Origin of the sequence: Pseudomonas sp. P5_152 (genome assembly GCF_033989915.1) — a bacterium.
GTDB lineage: Bacteria > Pseudomonadota > Gammaproteobacteria > Pseudomonadales > Pseudomonadaceae > Aquipseudomonas.
The window spans coordinates 2138379-2156016 of record NZ_JASFAH010000002.1; the positions used below are offsets into that span (position 1 = coordinate 2138379).

Sequence of the window (17638 nt, forward strand, 5' to 3'; positions counted from 1 at the left end):
CAGAGCCAGAGCCAGAGCCAGAGCCAGATCAAAAGATGGCTGACTTCGTCAGCGTCTTAGGAAGTAGAAGCTACACCGCGCATGCCCTAGCGATCAGGTCGGCTCTAAGGCCGCCTCGCTTTGTTTTTGATCCTGGGCGCCCGTTAACCACGCTGGCCGGAGTCCGATATTGATTTGGGGGTAAACCGGCAGGACGCCGGTTTAGCCGCACTGGGCCAGGGAGGGCCCATTGCGGCGGCCCCCCAAATCAATGTCGGAGTACGGGCATGCCGAGCCTAAGCGAGGCACCGAGTGGTGGGGGTAAGAGCGTTTTGCTTACTTTTGCGCTGTTCAAAGTGAGCCGCCGTCAGGCGGAACCATAAGTGGCCGTTACCGAAGAAATGGATATGTACTCGGTCTAATCCAACACCCCAGAGGCCCACAGGTGCAACGTCGCACCACAGTCGTGTAGATGCCTATGCCTATGTTGGGGCAGCAAACAACCCGCTATAGTCGGCGCAGCCCCCCCATACACAGGAGACGCCCGACATGGATCAATCACGTAAAGCGCTGTTCGACGGTATCGCCCAGGCGCTGGGTCATCGTTTTGACGGTGAAATGCGCATTGGCGGCAACTACGTGCCGGTGGTGCAAAATGGCGATGAGGTGTACATCAGCGGGCAGATCCCACGCATCGACAATACGGTAATGGTGGTGGGCCGCGTGGGCGCAGAGGTGTCGCTGGAGCAAGGCCGGTTGGCCGCGAAGATTTGCACGATGCGCGCCCTGGCCATTCTTACGCAGCAACTCGGTGACCTGGAGCGGATCGACAAGATCCTGCGCATCAATGTCTACGTGCGCAGCGCCGAAGACTTCACCCAGCAAAGTGAAGTGGCGGACGGCGCCTCAGAGGTGCTGTACGGGATTTTCGCCGACGCTGGCGTGCATACCCGCACCTCGGTGGGGGTGTACCAGCTCCCCAAGGGCGCCGCGGTCGAAGTCGACATGATCGTCGCACTCAAACCGCTCGCGGCGCCGCTGGATGAAGACTCGATCAGCGATTGACACCCTCAGGGGCAGCAGGTCGCGCCAGCCGACTGGGCGACCTGGGGCAGGCGCGAGCCGAAGTACAGCGCCGCGCTGATCCCCACGGCGCCCATCACGGCACAGAAAATCACGCAGATCCATGGGCTCCACGGCATCAGGCCAATCAGCAACAGCGGTGTGATGCTGGCCCAGATCGCGTAGGCAATGTTGTAGGTGAAGGAAATCCCCGAGACGCGAATCCGTGCCGGGAATAGATTGACCATCACCGACGGCACCGCGCCCACCACCCCACAACCGAGACCGGCAATCGCATAGGCCAGGCCGATCCACTGCGCTGCGCCAATCAGGCTGCTGTAGAGCACGCCGATGCCCAGCGGCAACAGCAGGCTATAGAGCATTACCGTACGCCAGGCGCCGATCCGGTCGACGATCAACCCGGCAATCACGCAGCCGATGTTCAGGAATACGATGCCCAGGCTACTCAGCGCAAAGGTGTGGCTGGCGGTCATGCCGAAGGTTTTCTGCATCATGGTCGGGGTGATGACCACGAAGGTCACCACGGCCGAAGTCAGTACGCAGGTAAGGATCACCGCCGGCAACATCGCCAGGCGGTGCTCACGCAGCACCGTGCGCAACGGCAACTCGACGTGCAGTTCACGACTGGCCTGCATCGCCATGAACACTGGAGTCTCGTTGAGCCAGCGGCGCAGCCACACGCCAAGCACGCCGAACACCCCGCCCAGCAGGAACGGATAACGCCAGGCGTAATCGAGGATTTCCGCCGGGGTAAAGGCCTGTGCCAGCAAGGTCGCGGTCAAGGCGCCGATCAGGTAACCGAACGTCAGCCCTGCCTGCAGGAATCCCAGGGCGTAACCGCGGTGACCGGCAGGAGCATGCTCGGCGACAAACACCCAGGCACTCGGCACTTCCCCACCGACCGCGGCGCCCTGGAACACCCGCAGCACCAGCAGCAGCAAGGGGGCGAAGTAACCGATCTGGGCGTAGGTCGGCATGATCCCGATCAGCAGGCACGGCAGCGCCATCATCAGGATGCTCAAGCTGAAGACCTTCTTGCGCCCCAACCGGTCGGCAAAGTGCGCCATCAGGATGCCACCCAGCGGCCGCGCCAGGTACCCGGTGACAAAGATCCCGAAACTCTGCAGCAGGCGCAGCCATTCGGGCATTTCCGGAGGGAAGAACAGTTGGCTGAGGGTCAGGGCGAAAAACACGAAAATGATGAAATCGTAGATTTCCAGCGCCCCGCCCAGTGCCGCCAAGCCCAGGGTCTTGTAGTCAGAACGGGAGAATGGCGCAGGTCGAGTGTCGGCAATGGCAGTCATAAACAGGCTCGAAATTAGGCAAAAAATCGCGGCGCCCATGGTCTACGCAAATGCGCTCCCGGACAACCCGTTACACCTTAGTCGCAAGCGCATAAAACACCACTGGCGCAATGATTTCGATAGCGCTGTAAGTCATGGCTTACAGTAAAAGTCGTCACTATCCCCTGTCAGGCCTGACAGTAGACGATGTGTGTCATTTGCGAGACGCTTGAGCAACACTCAAGCGTTGCAGGGCAGACAGGATGCCCCGTCTACGGCTGTCGCAAGCTTGATCCAGGCAGGGATGTCTATGAGCCCTCAGGTCAATGCCCAGTCTTTGGCGAACGGATGCATCTACCCTTTCGAGGGGCTCAGCCCCAAGCAGGGCTACCCGTCCATGGCCGACTTCATTGTGGAGTCCGGCCATGGCGCAAAAAACCGCGGCGTCATGGCCCTGCGTCACTATCAGCGGATTACCCGAATGTGCCGGGTCTCCGGACAGTTGGTCCACGCCCCGCAGTTGCACAGCGTCCAGTTAGCGGTGGGCATTCACGTCTATGACCCCTACTTCTGTGGACGACTGCGCCACTCCTGCGACCCCAATGTCTTCCTCGACATGAGCGAACTCTGGTTATGGGCGCTACAGGACATTACGCCAGGCAGCCCACTGTGCATGGACTATGTCAGCACCGAGGCCAGCGTGTTGCGCCAGTTTGCCTGTAAATGCGGCTCGCCCCGGTGCCGTGGCTGGATCACCGGTTACGATGAACAGCCCAGCGCCGAGGGGCGGCTTTTCCTGCAGCAATGGCATCGCCATAGCCTTTGCTGAACGCCTACCAGGGGAGTGCTAGATGGCACCCACCGGACGCAAGCGATACTGCGGCGGCAGTTGCTCGAAACCACTGATGGTGGCGTTCAGGCTCTTCCAGCGGCCATCCTTGATGCCATAGATGCAGCCGTGGATCGACAGGCTTTGCCCGCGATGCCAGGCATTTTGCACGATGCTGGTATGGCCCACGTTGGCCACTTGCTGGATCACGTTCAGTTCGCAGAGACGGTCGACCCGCTCTTCTTCAGTCGGCAATTGGGCCAACGCTTCGCGGTGCTCGTAGTAGAGGTCGCGGATCGAGCGCAGCCAACCGTCGATCAGCCCCAACTGACGGTCCTGCATGGACGCCCGCACCCCGCCACAGCCGTAATGGCCGGTGACCAGGATGTGTTTGACCTTGAGCACGTCGACCGCGTACTGGATCACCGACAGGCAGTTGAGGTCGGTGTGCAGCACTACGTTGGCCACATTACGGTGCACGAACAGGTCGCCGGGTAGCATGCCGACGATCTCGTTGGCCGGCACGCGCGCGTCGGAGCAGCCGATCCACAGGTATTCAGGCGTCTGCTGGCGGGCCAGTTTGGCGAAGAAGTCAGGATCTTCCTGCTTGATCGCATCAGCCCAGCGCTCGTTGTTATCAATCAGATCTTGTAATTCGTTCATGTTCTGAAGCCTCAAGAATGATGCGCTGGTTTGACACCCCAGCATGCGCCGGGGTCACGCCGTTATTAGGGCAAATGGCTTGGAATCTTCAAGGGTAGCGCCTGTCCACCCTATAAGCCCCACATTATGAGGATTTGCCATGACTGATTCACGACGTCCGTATGGCGCGGTACAGCCCGAGCCCATCGACGACAACGAAGACCGCATGGGCTCGATGCGTGAACTGGACTTCGACGAGGAGCCCTCCAGCGCCATCATCCGCGATGAATTGCCCGAACACCTGCGCAAACCGCCCGTGCCGCGCCAACCTGCAGCCGAAGCAGGGATGCACGAGACTTCGGCCGATGACGACGAATCCACCGATGATGACCTGACCCCAGGCAACCTGATTCGTGAAGACGGCGCACGGGACGCCCAGGACGTCGGCGAGGGTGATCAGGCCGACTGGGACTTGAGCATTGTCGATGAAGACGAGATTGGCGGCGGCAATGGCCTGGATGAGGCGGAGCTGGCGCGGCGCGATCCGGTCGACGGCAATCGTTAACACGCTTGCGCGGGCGAGCATCAGGCTTGCCCGCAAAGGTCGAAGGGCTCAGTCGACCAGGGTACAGGCCATGACCACGGCGTCTTCACGCCCACCGACTGCCGGGTAGTAGTCGCGGCGGCGCCCCACTTCGTTGAAACCATAACGTTCATACAGTCGGAAGGCCGCCCGGTTGCTGTCGCGCACTTCGAGGAAACACTCGCGTGCTTGCGCCTTGTAGGCAATCGACATCAGGTGCTCGAGCAACGTCAGGCCCAGGCCGCGCCCTTGGTTTTCCGGTTTGACCGTGATATTGAGCAGGTGCGCTTCATCGAGGATGATCTGCACCACCCCGTGGCCCACCTGTTGCTGCCCCTCGAACATCAGCCAGATCTGGTACTTGCCCAGGCCATCGAGAAAGATCCCGCGGGTCCAGGGATGGCTGAACGCCGCGTATTCGATCTTCAGTACTGCGTCCAGGTCGGCTTCGGTCATCGGGCGGAACGATACAGCGTCACTCATTTGATTCTTTCCAGCGCGCCATCAGCCGACGCATGGCTTGCCAGACATCAGCCTTACGCTGTGGCTCTTCCATTAATAATTCCAGGCCAGGCAGCGCCCAGACCGACCCCAGGCCTTCGACCTGAAGTTCGCGATTGTAAGCTTGCGCATCCGCCTCGCCGGCAAACCGCACAGCCGGCAGCCCCACCAGCCACAGACAGACACAGGGTTGATCTTCCAGGCGCGCGGAGACAAAGCCCTGGACGAAATCGCGCGCCGCTTCCGGCCCCTGATCCATGGTGCCCCGCGCCAATAGCGGCCAGCGCACCGGCTCGCCGACGATTTGCGGGCTGTCCGGCAGGCCGGCGGCGCGCAACATGTCCTTGAGCAGCAGGTAGGCCGGGTCGCGCGTCTGGAACGTGTCGCCTGTGGGTAACTCCACCAGCAGCAGGCAACGGCCCGCGCGCAACAATTGCAGGGCAAACCGCGGTGGCGGCACGACCGGGGCCTTGACCACGGCGGGGGCGGCTTCTTCCTCGACCTTGGCATTGGTCCGGGTACTGGCCAGCGATGGGCGCGGCACTTCGATCCGCGGGCGCGCGGCGGGGGCGGTTACCGGCTCGACCGCGACGGCGACCTTGGCCGCTGGCACAGGCGCAACGCCCGGCACTGGCGGCTCGGCGACCAACGGCTCAACCAGCTCCAGCAGCTCGGGCCGCGAAGGGGCGGCAAAGGGCAATTCGGTGCGCGGCAGCCAGTTGACCACCTGCATGGCAGTCAAATAAGCGCGGCGACGGGACTCGATTAGCAAAGGTCGGCCACTTGTGGATAACTTAAAGTGCAGGGATTCTACCGCCCTTCGCCGAAGATCGCCCGCAGTAGAGCAGAGAAAAACGACAGTCCGTCCCGTCGATCTGCCGAGGGGGATTCCCATAGCCTGCGATGCAGTACAATCGCTGCTTTTAATCGCCAACCAGCCGGCCAATCCAATGATCGAACCCAAGCGCGTCTTGCGCGCCCTCGCCGAACACTGGGCACTCCTGGAGCCACTGTGTGAGCATTTCGACCAAGGCACCCTGAGCCTCAACGAACTGCGCACGCAACTGGCCGCCCAGCAACTGGACAGCACGCCACAGGACATCACCAGCCTGCTGGACGTGTGGATCCGCCTCGACATTCTGGTTCCGGTGGCAAAAAGCCCGAACCGCTTTGAACTGAACGCGCAGATCCACGACTTCCTGGCTTACCTGCGCCGCGAGCACCGCTTGGGCCTGTGCCTGGAAATCGAAGCCTACCTGCGGCACCTGGAGCGGCTGGCCGGCTACATCCAAGACGCATTCGATATTCGTGATGGCAACGACCTGGCGCGCCAGTTGCGCTTGCTCGACATGCGCGTACGCGACGTGTTGAAAAAACTCGCCAACGACGAACAGGCCCTGGTGGCCGTCGCCGAGCGGGCCAAGACCAGCGACCGGCAGATTCCGTTGCGCCAGCGTTATGCCGAAGTACTGGCGACCTGGGACGAGTATGTCGAGCCGATGATCCAGTTGGTCAACGCCGACGGCGCCTTCGAACAAGGCGTGCGCAAGGTCGAGAACGTCCTGCTGAAGATGCTCACCGAGCAGCAGCGCCTGGGCCATCTGGTCGACGACGACATGCTCCTGCGGACCCACGCGCGCATCCTCGAAATGCAGACCAGCGCCCAACTGACCCTGCGCCACGCCCGCGAGTTGTTGCTGCCGCTGCGCGAAGAAGCCCGCCGGCACAACGCCGTGACCCGTGGCGCGGCACTGGCCCTGTCGATGATCCGGCGCAAGGGCATCGATGCGGTGCCACAAGCGGCGATGCCGATGTTCACTCGCCCGCAAAGCACCTTCCTTGGCAGTGCCAGCCAGGTTGAAGCCTATGTCTACGCCCTGGCACGTTTCGAGCCAAAACCGGCGCGTTTCCCCAAGGCCCACAAGATCCAGACCGGCGAAGCCCCGCGTGCGCCACGCACGGTTCGGGAAATGCTCGAGCGCTGCGAAGACGCCCTGCCGATGCCAGACCTGATGACCTGGTTGTTGGAGCAGGAACCGGATGGCGCGACCGACGAGCTGCTGTATTGGTTCTCGCGCCTGTCGCGGGAAAAACGCTTCAAGCGCGAGCGCCTGGAACGCCGCGATTACCACACTCACGAGCATCAGGTCAGCCTGCGCTCCTTCGCCCTGCTCTCGGCCGGCACCGATGCCAGCGAGAATTCTGCGAGCATTCCCCATGCATCTTGATCTTTCCGAACTGTCTCAGCTGGCGCCGATCTTTCGCGAGCTGTTCAAGGGTTATCACGTCAGCCGTCGCGATCCTGAGCTGTACGCACAGTTGTCGAACTTTCAGGACCAGTACCGCACCTTGTTCCGCGCCCTGGGATTTGAACTGGTGTGCGATACCCGGGGCTTCTACTACTTCGTTCCGGACCTCGCCGCAGCGGCCGTGAACAAGACTGCCCAGCGCCTGGCGTTGTTCACCTTCATTCTGGTCGAACACCTGGCCGACCAGGGCCGCGACCCGATCGCCGTGCTCGACGGCGGTAGCCTGGGCCGCGATGAACTGCCGTCGTTGCTGGAAAAATACCGCGACCTGTTCATCCAGGCTGAAGTGCAGACCGTGGAAGAGCTCGAAGAAAAGATCATGCGGCGCATGACCCAGCTCGGTTTTGCTGGGGAAGAGAACGGCATCTACCGTTTCCTGCCACCGATGCACCGCTTCCTCGACGTCTGCCTGTCGGTGCAACAGGACCGCGACCTGGCCGCCAGCCTGCACAGCGTGCTGCCACTGCCGGCGCCGGTGCTGATTGACGACGACAGCGACGAAAAACTGCTGCAGACCGATGACCCGCTGGACCTCAGCGACTTCGCCGAAGACAGTGAAGAAGACGCCTTGGCCCGCGCCATTGCCGAAGAACAGGAGCTCGACGCATGAGCAAGGAACGCTACGGCATTCGCCGCTTTGCCCTTCTGAATACCGCGGGTTACAGCCTCGGCCTGTTCCCGCTGGAAGAACCGCTGTCGGTCTACGGGGCGAACAACCTGGGCAAGTCCGCCTCGATCAACGCCCTGCAGTTCCCGATCCTGGCGCGCATGTCGGACATGAGCTTCGGCAAGTACAGCCTGGAGCAATCGCGGCGCTTCTACTTTGCCTCCGACACCAGCTACATCCTGGTGGAAGTTTCGCTGCCACACGGTCCACACGTGATCGGCGTGGTTGGGCGTGGCCCCGGCGGTGGTTTTGGCCACCAGTTCTTCGCCTATGCCGGCAAGCTGGACCTGGCCCATTACCAGAAAAACGACACGTGCCTGCGCCAGAAAGAGTTGTTCAGCAACCTCGAACGCGAAGGCCTCAAGGCTTACGAACTCAAGCCGGATGAACTGCGGCGCCTGCTGGTGGGCGGCCACACGTCGATCCCGCTGGACCTGACCCTGATTCCTCTGCGCTCCACCAGTGAGCAGAGCCTGAAGACCTTCCGGGCGCTGTTCATCAACCTGCTGCACATGCGGGAAATCACCGCGGCCAAGCTCAAGCAACTGTTCCTCGATGCCTTCGAACACAGCCTGCGTTCCGGCAGCGTGGATTACATCGCCGCGTGCGAAGAGGCCTTCCGCGATGTGCGCCGCATGGAGCAGGACTACAACTCGCTGGTCACCGCCGGTCCCTTGGTCGAAGCCCTGTCGGCAGGCGTGACCCAGCGCAATATTCTGCGCGGCAAATTGCACCGCATCTCGCCGCTGCTCGATTCCCTGCTGGGCACCTGGTCGGACTACGCCAGTGCGCGCAAGGAAGAATTGACGATCCAGGCCGAGCACTACCGCAACGAGCAGGACGCCCTGCAAAACGATCAACGCGGCGGCACCCAGGAGCTGATGCGCCTGGAACGCGAAATCACCGGCATCCAGCGCTGGCTCGGCGAGTTGTCGGTGCTCAAGCATCGCTTCGCGTTGGTCGAAGACGTCAAAGTCCTGGAGCAACAACTGCTGGCCGCCAAGGATGCGCACGATGAACTGGCCGGCGCGCTGGCCCAGTCCCGGCAGTTCAGTGCCGAAGACCTGGAAGAGCGCCTGCGGGATCTGGAAAAGCGCCTGAAGTCGGTCAAGCAGCAACTCGATCACGCCGACAACAACAGCTACGCGCGCCTGCGCGAAGAGTTTTCGCAACAGGACGTCGAACGCCTGATGCGCCTGTTCAACAGCGCATTGTTCAGCCTGCCGCTGGGTGAGCACGGCATTGCGCTGGACGAGGACGGCCAGTGGGTCAAATCCCTGGAGCTGATCCTCGACGGCTTCAAGGGTGAGCGTTTCGAAGTACCGGGGCTGTCGATCGACATTTCCCACATCGAACCGCCCGCCCTGCAAGCCCTGGCTGACCGTGCCGCGTTGCGCGACCAGAAAGAACGCCTGGACAAAGAACTCAAGCAACTGAAAACCCAGCAAGCGGTCGCCGCGGACCGCGCTGCCAGCAAGACCCAGACTGAAGCGCTGTACCAGCAGGTGCTGGACGCGCAAAAAGCCCTCGAGGACTTCCGCCGCGCGCAAACCCTGAGCGCCGAAGAAGGCGACAAGCTCGAGCAACTGGCGCAGATGGAAGCGGCCCAGGACGAATTGAAACGCTCCAGCGATGCCTTCACTGAACGCGTCCAGCAACTGTCGGCCAAGCTGCAACTGGTCGGCCGGCAGATCGGCGACATGGAAGCCAAGCAACGCACCCTCGACGACGCCCTGCGTCGCCGTCAGCTGCTGCCGGCCGACCTGCCATTCGGCACGCCGTGCATGGACCCGATCGACGACTCCATGGACAACCTGTTGCCGCTGCTCAATGACTACCAGGACAGTTGGCAGGGCTTGCTGCGTGTCGACGGCCAGATCGACGCCTTGTACGCCCAGGTTCGCCTCAAGGGCGTGGCCAAGTTCGACAGCGAAGACGACATGGAGCGTCGCCTGCAACTGTTGATCAACGCTTACGCCCACCGTACCGACGAAGCCCTGACCCTGGGCAAGGCCCGGCGTGCGGCCGTCACCGACATCGCCCGGACTCTGCGCAATATCCGCAGCGATTACGACAGCCTCGAGCACCAGTTGGCGCTGTTCAACCGCGAGATCAACAAGCGCCAGGTGTCCAACCTGCAAAGCTTCCGCATTGTCCTGGCGCCGAACAAGGAAGCCCTCAAGCACATTGACCAGATCATCCACAGTGCCGGTCAGTACGAAGAAGGCGAAACCCTGTCGGTGTTCGACCTGAGCCAGAGTGCCGAGCAGGACAACAAGAACGAAGAGGCCAAGGAGTACCTGGCGCGTCTGGTGGCGGCGAACCACAACCAGCTCGGCCTCAAGGACCTGTTCGAGCTGGCGTTCGAGATCACCAAGGTCAACGGTCAGCCAGTGATCCACACTGACATCGATGGCGCCGCGTCCAACGGCACCACCATGACCATCAAGGCACTGACCAACATGTATTTGTTGCTGCACTTGATGGACCGCGACCAGGCCGGGCGTGTGCGCCTGCCGTACTACCTCGACGAAGCCGCGGACATCGACGAGAAGAACCAGGCCGCCCTGCTGGAAACCAGCCTGCAGTTGGGCTTCGTGCCGATCCTCGCCAGTGTCAAGCCACAGGTCTGCGCCAGTGTGGCGATTGACCTGGAAGGTGGCAGCGGGCCGAACGGTATCTACATCGACGAGGCCGACTGGAAGTACATCCGTCGGCATGACGAAGTGAAACCGGCGGTCAGCGTCGAGTCGACCGAAGCCGAGCTGGACGCCGTCTAAATGCTCTAGCGGTGGATAAACAAAAAAGGCCGCGATCCATTGGATCGCGGCCTTTTTTGTACAGCGGGTTTGACTTACTTGCCGAGGGAGATCTTCGGCGCCCACTCCAGCCACTCGTCTTCGAACTTGTCGAACAACGGGAAGGTCTGCTGCGGCCGCGCCGGGTTACCCATGCGCTCACCATCCGGAGTGGCAAAGGCAACGCCACCCTGGATCAGGGTTTCCAGGGATTCGGTGCGTACCGTCGCGCCCTTGAACAGGCTGTAGTCCAAGCCAAAACCGCTGGTATTCCAGAAGCGCGTGCCGCTACGTACCAGTGGCGCGTACTTCGGTTCGATGAGGATATGGATCAACACCCGATCCGCGGTCTGCCCCAGCTCGTAACCGGTGACCTTGCCCACGGTAATTTCCCGGTAAGTCACCGGCACCCCGGTTTTCAGCGAGCCACGGCGCGCGGCACTCAGCACCAGGCTCAGGCCTGCCTCTTGCGCGGTGGCTTCGGGTGGCTGTGGCAGGGCAACGAAGTTCTTTTGCGGACCGAGGTTTTTCACCGCTGGCTGCACTTCGATGTACTGCCCGGTCACCAGGGTTTCCAGATTGGAGGTCTTGATCAGGCCTAACTGCGGCTTGACCACCCAGAACTGGCTGCCTACCCGGGCAATGCGTTCCGGCACTACGGTGATCCGCGCAGTGAGCAGCACCGATTGCAGGTCGTCGCTGAGGTCGACGTCTTCCACCTTGCCGACGTCCAGGCCTTTGTAGCGAATCGGCGTGCCATTGCGCAGTCCGTCGCCGCGGTCGAGCTTGAGGGTGACCACGGTGCCTTTCTCCGTCGCCTCGTCATGGCTGGTGAACAGGCGGAAGCGCGGAATACGCTTTTGCAGCGGTGCCTTGGCTTCTGGAGTCTCGAACGCAATACCGCCGGCCATCAGGCTTTGCAGGGACTCGCTCTTGACCTGGATCCCGCCGGTGAGGCCACCGGTGAGGGTGATGCCGCTGGCATTCCAGAAACGCGTCGAAGCGTTGACCAGGCCTTCGTATTCCTTCTCGATGTGCACGCCGATGACCAATTGCTTCTTGGTCCGCGAGAACTGATAGCTCTGCACCGAACCGACCTTGACCTGCTTGTAGAGAATCGGGCTGCCGACCTCCAGCGAGCCGAGGTTCTCGGTGAACAGCACCAGGTGCAGGCCCGGGGAGCGCAGGTCCAATGGCGGCGCCTTCGGCCGTGCCTCGAACTCGCGCTTGGGTGGGCTGCCCTTGTCACCCGGACGCACGGCGATGTAGTTACCCTTGACCAGGGCTTCGAGCCCGGTGATACCGGCCAGGGAAATCGACGGCTTGACCACCCAGAACTGCGTGCCATCGACCAGGTAGTCTTCAGCCAGCGGGTCAAGGGTCAGTTCGGCGGTGGCGCTGGACAGGTCGGAGTCGACCTTCAAGGCCTTGAGGTTGCCGACCTGAATGCCTTTGTACATGACCGGCGTACGACCGGCTTGCAGACCTTCGAAGTCGCTGAGCTTGACCTTGACCCGGATGCCGGCCTGGGCCGCGTCGAAGTCTTCATACAGACGGAACGGCAGGCTCGGGTCGGTGGGCGGGCTGTCCTTGCGGTTCTCCGGCGTCGCAAAGGCAATACCGCCGGCCACGATGCTGGCCAGCGACTCGCTACGTACCTTCACACCCGACAGGTTGGCGTCGATGCTGATCCCGCTGGCATTCCAGAAGCGCGTGTGTTTGCGCACCAGGTTGGCGTAAGTGGGCTCGATAAAGACCTTGATCTCGACGGTGCTTTGGTCCTCGGACAGCAGGTAGCTCTTCACCTGACCGACCTGGATCTGCTTATAGAACACCGGGCTGCCGCGGTTCAGCGAGCCCAGGCGTTCGGCCTTGATGGTCAGGTGCAGACCCGGCTTGGAGTCCGACAGGGGCGGCTCCTGGGCGAGGGCCTTGAACTTGCGGGTAGGTTCGCCCTCACCCGGACTGATCGCCACATAGTTACCCGAGACCAGGGTTTCCAGACCGGTGATACCCGCCAGGGTTACGCTGGGCTTGACCAGCCAGAAGCGCGTGCTGGTCTTGAGGTACTGCTCGACGTCCTTGTTCATCTCGACCGTGGCGATCACCCCACGGCTCTTGCCTTCATCATCGAGCGCCAGGCTTTTGACCTTGCCCACCGACATGCCTTTGTAGACCACTTCGGTCTTGTTGGCCTGAATGCCTTCACCGCTTTCGAAACGGACCTGGACCTGGATCCCGGTCTCGTTATAGGCACGCCAGCCCAACCACCCACCAATCACCAAGGCGATCAGGGGCAACACCCAGATGGCCGACCAGTTGGAAGCCGGTCGGGTTTTAGCTTTAGGCAAATCAGTCATGGTCGTCGTCCGACTCCGTGTTATCCCAAATCAGTCGGGGATCGAAAGTTACTGCAGCAAGCATTGTCAAAATCACCACACTGGCGAAGGCCACTGCACCGAGATTGGCCTCGATGGTGGCGAGCCGACCAAAGTTGACCACTGCCACCAGAATCGCGATGACAAAGATGTCGAGCATTGACCAGCGGCCAATGAACTCAATGAAGCGGTACATCAGGATGCGTTGCCGCGCGGATAAAGGCTGGCGGCGCTGCACCGAAAACAGCAGCAGGGCGATGCCGACAAGCTTGAAGGTCGGTACCAGGATACTGGCGACGAACACCACGGCCGCGATGGGGAGCATCCCATGCTGCACCAGGGTGATCACGCCGGACATGATCGTATCGCCCTCCCCCTGCCCCAAGGCGCTGACCGTCATGATGGGCAACAGATTGGCGGGGATATACAGAATCGCGGCGGTGATCAACAACGCCCAGGTGCGCACCAGACTATTGGGCCGGCGGGCATGGACTATCGCGCCACAGCGCGTGCAGGTCTGCTCGTCGGTGTCGGGTTCCTGTTTGTTCAACTGATGGCACTCAGCACAGATCAGAATGCCTGCATCAATCGCCCGCATGAGCATCCTCCCCGGATAACGCTTCCCAGATCTGGTGCGGTGACATCACCACCTCTAGCCAGACTTGAACCAACAACAAACTGATAAAACACCCCAGGCCCAACCCTATGGTGATGGACGCCAGGTCAGCCAGTTTGACGATGGCCACCAGCACCCCCATCAAATAAACCTCGAGCATCCCCCAATCACGCAGGTGGTGATAAATGCGATACAGCAGCAGGCCGTAGCTGCGTCCGATATCAAATCGAATGCTCAACAATACCAATAACTGACAGAGCAGCTTGAGCAGGGGGATCCCCATGCTGCACAGGAACACCACCACCGCCACGCCTTGCATGCCAGTATCGAACAGACCGACAACACCGCTCCAGACAGTGTCGTGTGACGTCTGTCCGAGTAGATTGAGTTCCATGATCGGTAAAAAGTTCGCAGGGACGAACAGCAGCAGCGCAGCGATCACCAGGGCGAGGCTACGCTCCACGACATTGTGCCGATGAGCGTAGAGCTCATAACCGCAACGCGGGCATAAGGCTTTCTCGTCATGAGCGAGGTGTGGCTTGCGCATCAGCAAGTCGCATTCATGACACGCCACCAAGTTGTCCAGCGGTAAATCTGACAGCCCGTAGGCGTCAACCGGATCTGGCATAGAGGGCTCTGATTGTGAAAATAAGGGCTCTATTCTAGTGTTCTGGCTGAGAAATAACTGTGCAATTTTGTGTCGATCCTGCAATGAAACTTTCTCGCGGACAAAAACAAAACCCCTACCTGCATACGCAGATAGGGGTTTCGGAATTTAATCTTGACGATGACCTACTCTCACATGGGGAAACCCCACACTACCATCGGCGATGCATCGTTTCACTGCTGAGTTCGGGATGGGATCAGGTGGTTCCAATGCTCTATGGTCGTCAAGAAATTCGGGTACTGAGTCGTGGCCAGACGGCCTCGCTTCAGCAAATTGGGTAGGTGATAGCTTTCGGTGTTGTGTGTTGCTTTGAGCAGATTCGAACTTTCGGTTCGTTTCGTCTTCACACACCGCAATCTGATGCTTCTTTCGAAGTAGTCAAATTGCTTGGGTGTTATATGGTCAAGCCTCACGGGCAATTAGTATTGGTTAGCTCAACGCCTCACAGCGCTTACACACCCAACCTATCAACGTCGTAGTCTTCGACGGCCCTTCAGGGGACTCAAGGTCCCAGTGAGATCTCATCTTGAGGCTAGTTTCCCGCTTAGATGCTTTCAGCGGTTATCTATTCCGAACATAGCTACCCGGCAATGCCACTGGCGTGACAACCGGAACACCAGAGGTTCGTCCACTCCGGTCCTCTCGTACTAGGAGCAGCCCCTCTCAAATCTCAAACGTCCACGGCAGATAGGGACCGAACTGTCTCACGACGTTCTAAACCCAGCTCGCGTACCACTTTAAATGGCGAACAGCCATACCCTTGGGACCGGCTTCAGCCCCAGGATGTGATGAGCCGACATCGAGGTGCCAAACACCGCCGTCGATATGAACTCTTGGGCGGTATCAGCCTGTTATCCCCGGAGTACCTTTTATCCGTTGAGCGATGGCCCTTCCATACAGAACCACCGGATCACTAAGACCTACTTTCGTACCTGCTCGACGTGTCTGTCTCGCAGTCAAGCGCGCTTTTGCCTTTATACTCTACGACCGATTTCCGACCGGTCTGAGCGCACCTTCGTACTCCTCCGTTACTCTTTAGGAGGAGACCGCCCCAGTCAAACTACCCACCATACACTGTCCTCGATCCGGATAACGGACCTGAGTTAGAACCTCAAAGTTGCCAGGGTGGTATTTCAAGGTTGGCTCCACGCAGACTGGCGTCCACGCTTCAAAGCCTCCCACCTATCCTACACAAGCAAATTCAAAGTCCAGTGCAAAGCTATAGTAAAGGTTCACGGGGTCTTTCCGTCTAGCCGCGGATACACTGCATCTTCACAGCGATTTCAATTTCACTGAGTCTCGGGTGGAGACAGCGCCGCCATCGTTACGCCATTCGTGCAGGTCGGAACTTACCCGACAAGGAATTTCGCTACCTTAGGACCGTTATAGTTACGGCCGCCGTTTACCGGGGCTTCGATCAAGAGCTTCGCGTTAGCTAACCCCATCAATTAACCTTCCGGCACCGGGCAGGCGTCACACCCTATACGTCCACTTTCGTGTTTGCAGAGTGCTGTGTTTTTAATAAACAGTCGCAGCGGCCTGGTATCTTCGACCGGCGTGGGCTTACGGAGCAAGTCCTTCACCCTCACCGGCGCACCTTCTCCCGAAGTTACGGTGCCATTTTGCCTAGTTCCTTCACCCGAGTTCTCTCAAGCGCCTTGGTATTCTCTACCCAACCACCTGTGTCGGTTTGGGGTACGGTTCCTGGTTACCTGAAGCTTAGAAGCTTTTCTTGGAAGCATGGCATCAACCACTTCGTGTTCTAAAAGAACACTCGTCATCAGCTCTCGGCCTTAGAATCCCGGATTTACCTAAGATTCCAGCCTACCACCTTAAACTTGGACAACCAACGCCAAGCTGGCCTAGCCTTCTCCGTCCCTCCATCGCAATAACCAGAAGTACAGGAATATTAACCTGTTTTCCATCGACTACGCTTTTCAGCCTCGCCTTAGGGACCGACTAACCCTGCGTCGATTAACGTTGCGCAGGAAACCTTGGTCTTTCGGCGTGGGTGTTTTTCACACCCATTGTCGTTACTCATGTCAGCATTCGCACTTCTGATACCTCCAGCAAGCTTCTCAACTCACCTTCACAGGCTTACAGAACGCTCCTCTACCGCATCACCTAAGTGATACCCGTAGCTTCGGTGTATGGTTTGAGCCCCGTTACATCTTCCGCGCAGGCCGACTCGACTAGTGAGCTATTACGCTTTCTTTAAAGGGTGGCTGCTTCTAAGCCAACCTCCTAGCTGTCTAAGCCTTCCCACATCGTTTCCCACTTAACCATAACTTTGGGACCTTAGCTGACGGTCTGGGTTGTTTCCCTTTTCACGACGGACGTTAGCACCCGCCGTGTGTCTCCCATGCTCGGCACTTGTAGGTATTCGGAGTTTGCATCGGTTTGGTAAGTCGGGATGACCCCCTAGCCGAAACAGTGCTCTACCCCCTACAGTGATACATGAGGCGCTACCTAAATAGCTTTCGAGGAGAACCAGCTATCTCCGAGCTTGATTAGCCTTTCACTCCGATCCACAGGTCATCCGCTAACTTTTCAACGGTAGTCGGTTCGGTCCTCCAGTTAGTGTTACCCAACCTTCAACCTGCCCATGGATAGATCGCCCGGTTTCGGGTCTATTCCCAGCGACTAGACGCCCTATTAAGACTCGCTTTCGCTACGCCTCCCCTATTCGGTTAAGCTCGCCACTGAAAATAAGTCGCTGACCCATTATACAAAAGGTACGCAGTCACCCAACAAAGTGGGCTCCCACTGCTTGTACGCATACGGTTTCAGGATCTATTTCACTCCCCTCTCCGGGGTTCTTTTCGCCTTTCCCTCACGGTACTAGTTCACTATCGGTCAGTCAGTAGTATTTAGCCTTGGAGGATGGTCCCCCCATATTCAGACAAAGTTTCTCGTGCTCCGTCCTACTCGATTTCATGACTAAGAGATTTTCGCGTACAGGGCTATCACCCACTATGGCCGTACTTTCCAGAACGTTCCGCTAATCTCAAAGCCACTTAAGGGCTAGTCCCCGTTCGCTCGCCACTACTAAGGGAATCTCGGTTGATTTCTTTTCCTCAGGGTACTTAGATGTTTCAGTTCCCCTGGTTCGCCTCTTAAGCCTATGTATTCAGCTTAAGATAACCATCTTATGATGGCTGGGTTCCCCCATTCAGACATCTCCGGATCAAAGTCTGTTTGCCGACTCCCCGAAGCTTTTCGCAGGCTACCACGTCTTTCATCGCCTCTGACTGCCAAGGCATCCACCGTATGCGCTTCTTCACTTGACCATATAACCCCAAG

At 59.5% G+C, this 17638-nt stretch carries 13 protein-coding genes and 2 rRNA genes; 6 read left to right on the forward strand and 9 right to left on the reverse strand.

What is annotated here, in order from left to right; all coding sequences use genetic code 11:
* Window positions 1-528: 528 nt before the first annotated feature.
* Window positions 529-1044, forward strand: a complete 516-nt coding sequence (locus QMK50_RS09685) for a RidA family protein (RefSeq protein ID WP_095169024.1) — start codon at window positions 529-531, stop codon at window positions 1042-1044.
* A gap of 5 nt (window positions 1045-1049) precedes the next feature.
* On the opposite strand, the gene QMK50_RS09690 is transcribed toward QMK50_RS09685, so the two are convergent.
* The gene (locus tag QMK50_RS09690) at window positions 1050-2366 is read right to left on the reverse strand and encodes an MFS transporter (RefSeq protein ID WP_320333018.1); all 1317 of its coding nucleotides are present in this window, start codon (window positions 2364-2366) and stop codon (window positions 1050-1052) included.
* A 289-nt stretch (window positions 2367-2655) separates the two neighbouring features.
* On the opposite strand from QMK50_RS09690, the gene QMK50_RS09695 reads away from it, so the two are divergent.
* Window positions 2656-3174 carry an SET domain-containing protein-lysine N-methyltransferase gene (locus QMK50_RS09695; protein ID WP_159997975.1) on the forward strand — a complete coding sequence of 173 codons (519 nt, stop codon included), beginning with the start codon at window positions 2656-2658 and terminating at the stop codon, window positions 3172-3174.
* An 18-nt stretch (window positions 3175-3192) separates the two neighbouring features.
* On the opposite strand, the gene can is transcribed toward QMK50_RS09695, so the two are convergent.
* Window positions 3193-3837, reverse strand: a complete 645-nt coding sequence (gene can / locus QMK50_RS09700) for a carbonate dehydratase (RefSeq protein WP_095169025.1) — start codon at window positions 3835-3837, stop codon at window positions 3193-3195.
* Between the two features lie 139 nt (window positions 3838-3976).
* Here can and QMK50_RS09705 point away from each other — a divergent pair, with 139 nt between their 5' ends.
* Window positions 3977-4381: a serine kinase/phosphatase gene (locus QMK50_RS09705; RefSeq protein WP_095169026.1), complete on the forward strand. Its 405-nt coding sequence runs from the start codon at window positions 3977-3979 to the stop codon at window positions 4379-4381.
* Between the two features lie 48 nt (window positions 4382-4429).
* Here QMK50_RS09705 and rimI read toward each other — a convergent pair whose 3' ends face one another.
* A complete protein-coding gene (rimI, locus tag QMK50_RS09710; protein WP_095169027.1) occupies window positions 4430-4882 on the reverse strand; it encodes a ribosomal protein S18-alanine N-acetyltransferase in 453 nt (150 codons plus the stop codon).
* Window positions 4875-5633 (reverse strand): energy transducer TonB, encoded by a 759-nt coding sequence (locus QMK50_RS09715; RefSeq protein ID WP_095169028.1) that lies wholly within the window; start codon window positions 5631-5633, stop codon window positions 4875-4877. The genes rimI and QMK50_RS09715 overlap by 8 nt, the downstream gene beginning before the upstream one ends.
* A 217-nt stretch (window positions 5634-5850) precedes the next feature.
* Between QMK50_RS09715 and mksB the strand changes: the two genes are divergently transcribed.
* From mksB to mksF, 3 genes are read left to right on the forward strand one after another with little or no spacing between them, the layout of a single operon-like run.
* Window positions 5851-7128, forward strand: a complete 1278-nt coding sequence (gene mksB, locus QMK50_RS09720) for an Mks condensin complex protein MksB (protein ID WP_162530211.1) — start codon at window positions 5851-5853, stop codon at window positions 7126-7128.
* Window positions 7118-7819, forward strand: coding sequence for an Mks condensin complex protein MksE (gene mksE / locus QMK50_RS09725; RefSeq protein ID WP_095169029.1), 702 nt, complete (start codon window positions 7118-7120; stop codon window positions 7817-7819). Before mksB ends, mksE begins: the two co-directional genes overlap by 11 nt.
* On the forward strand, window positions 7816-10656 hold the full coding sequence (gene mksF / locus QMK50_RS09730; protein ID WP_320333019.1) for an Mks condensin complex protein MksF: 2841 nt from the start codon (window positions 7816-7818) through the stop codon (window positions 10654-10656). The genes mksE and mksF overlap by 4 nt, the downstream gene beginning before the upstream one ends.
* 74 nt (window positions 10657-10730) lie before the next feature.
* Here the strand turns inward: mksF and QMK50_RS09735 are convergent, their stop codons facing one another.
* From QMK50_RS09735 to QMK50_RS09755, 5 genes are all read right to left on the reverse strand, one after another.
* Window positions 10731-13034 (reverse strand): PqiB family protein, encoded by a 2304-nt coding sequence (locus tag QMK50_RS09735; protein WP_095169031.1) that lies wholly within the window; start codon window positions 13032-13034, stop codon window positions 10731-10733.
* A complete protein-coding gene (locus QMK50_RS09740) occupies window positions 13027-13650 on the reverse strand; it encodes a paraquat-inducible protein A (protein ID WP_159997981.1) in 624 nt (207 codons plus the stop codon). Before QMK50_RS09740 ends, QMK50_RS09735 begins: the two co-directional genes overlap by 8 nt.
* The gene (locus QMK50_RS09745; RefSeq protein ID WP_095169033.1) at window positions 13637-14296 is read right to left on the reverse strand and encodes a paraquat-inducible protein A; all 660 of its coding nucleotides are present in this window, start codon (window positions 14294-14296) and stop codon (window positions 13637-13639) included. The genes QMK50_RS09740 and QMK50_RS09745 overlap by 14 nt, the downstream gene beginning before the upstream one ends.
* 151 nt (window positions 14297-14447) lie before the next feature.
* A 5S ribosomal RNA gene (gene rrf / locus QMK50_RS09750) occupies window positions 14448-14563 on the reverse strand.
* 170 nt (window positions 14564-14733) lie between these two features.
* Window positions 14734-17625, reverse strand: a 23S ribosomal RNA gene (locus tag QMK50_RS09755).
* Between the last annotated feature and the right edge of the window lie 13 nt (window positions 17626-17638).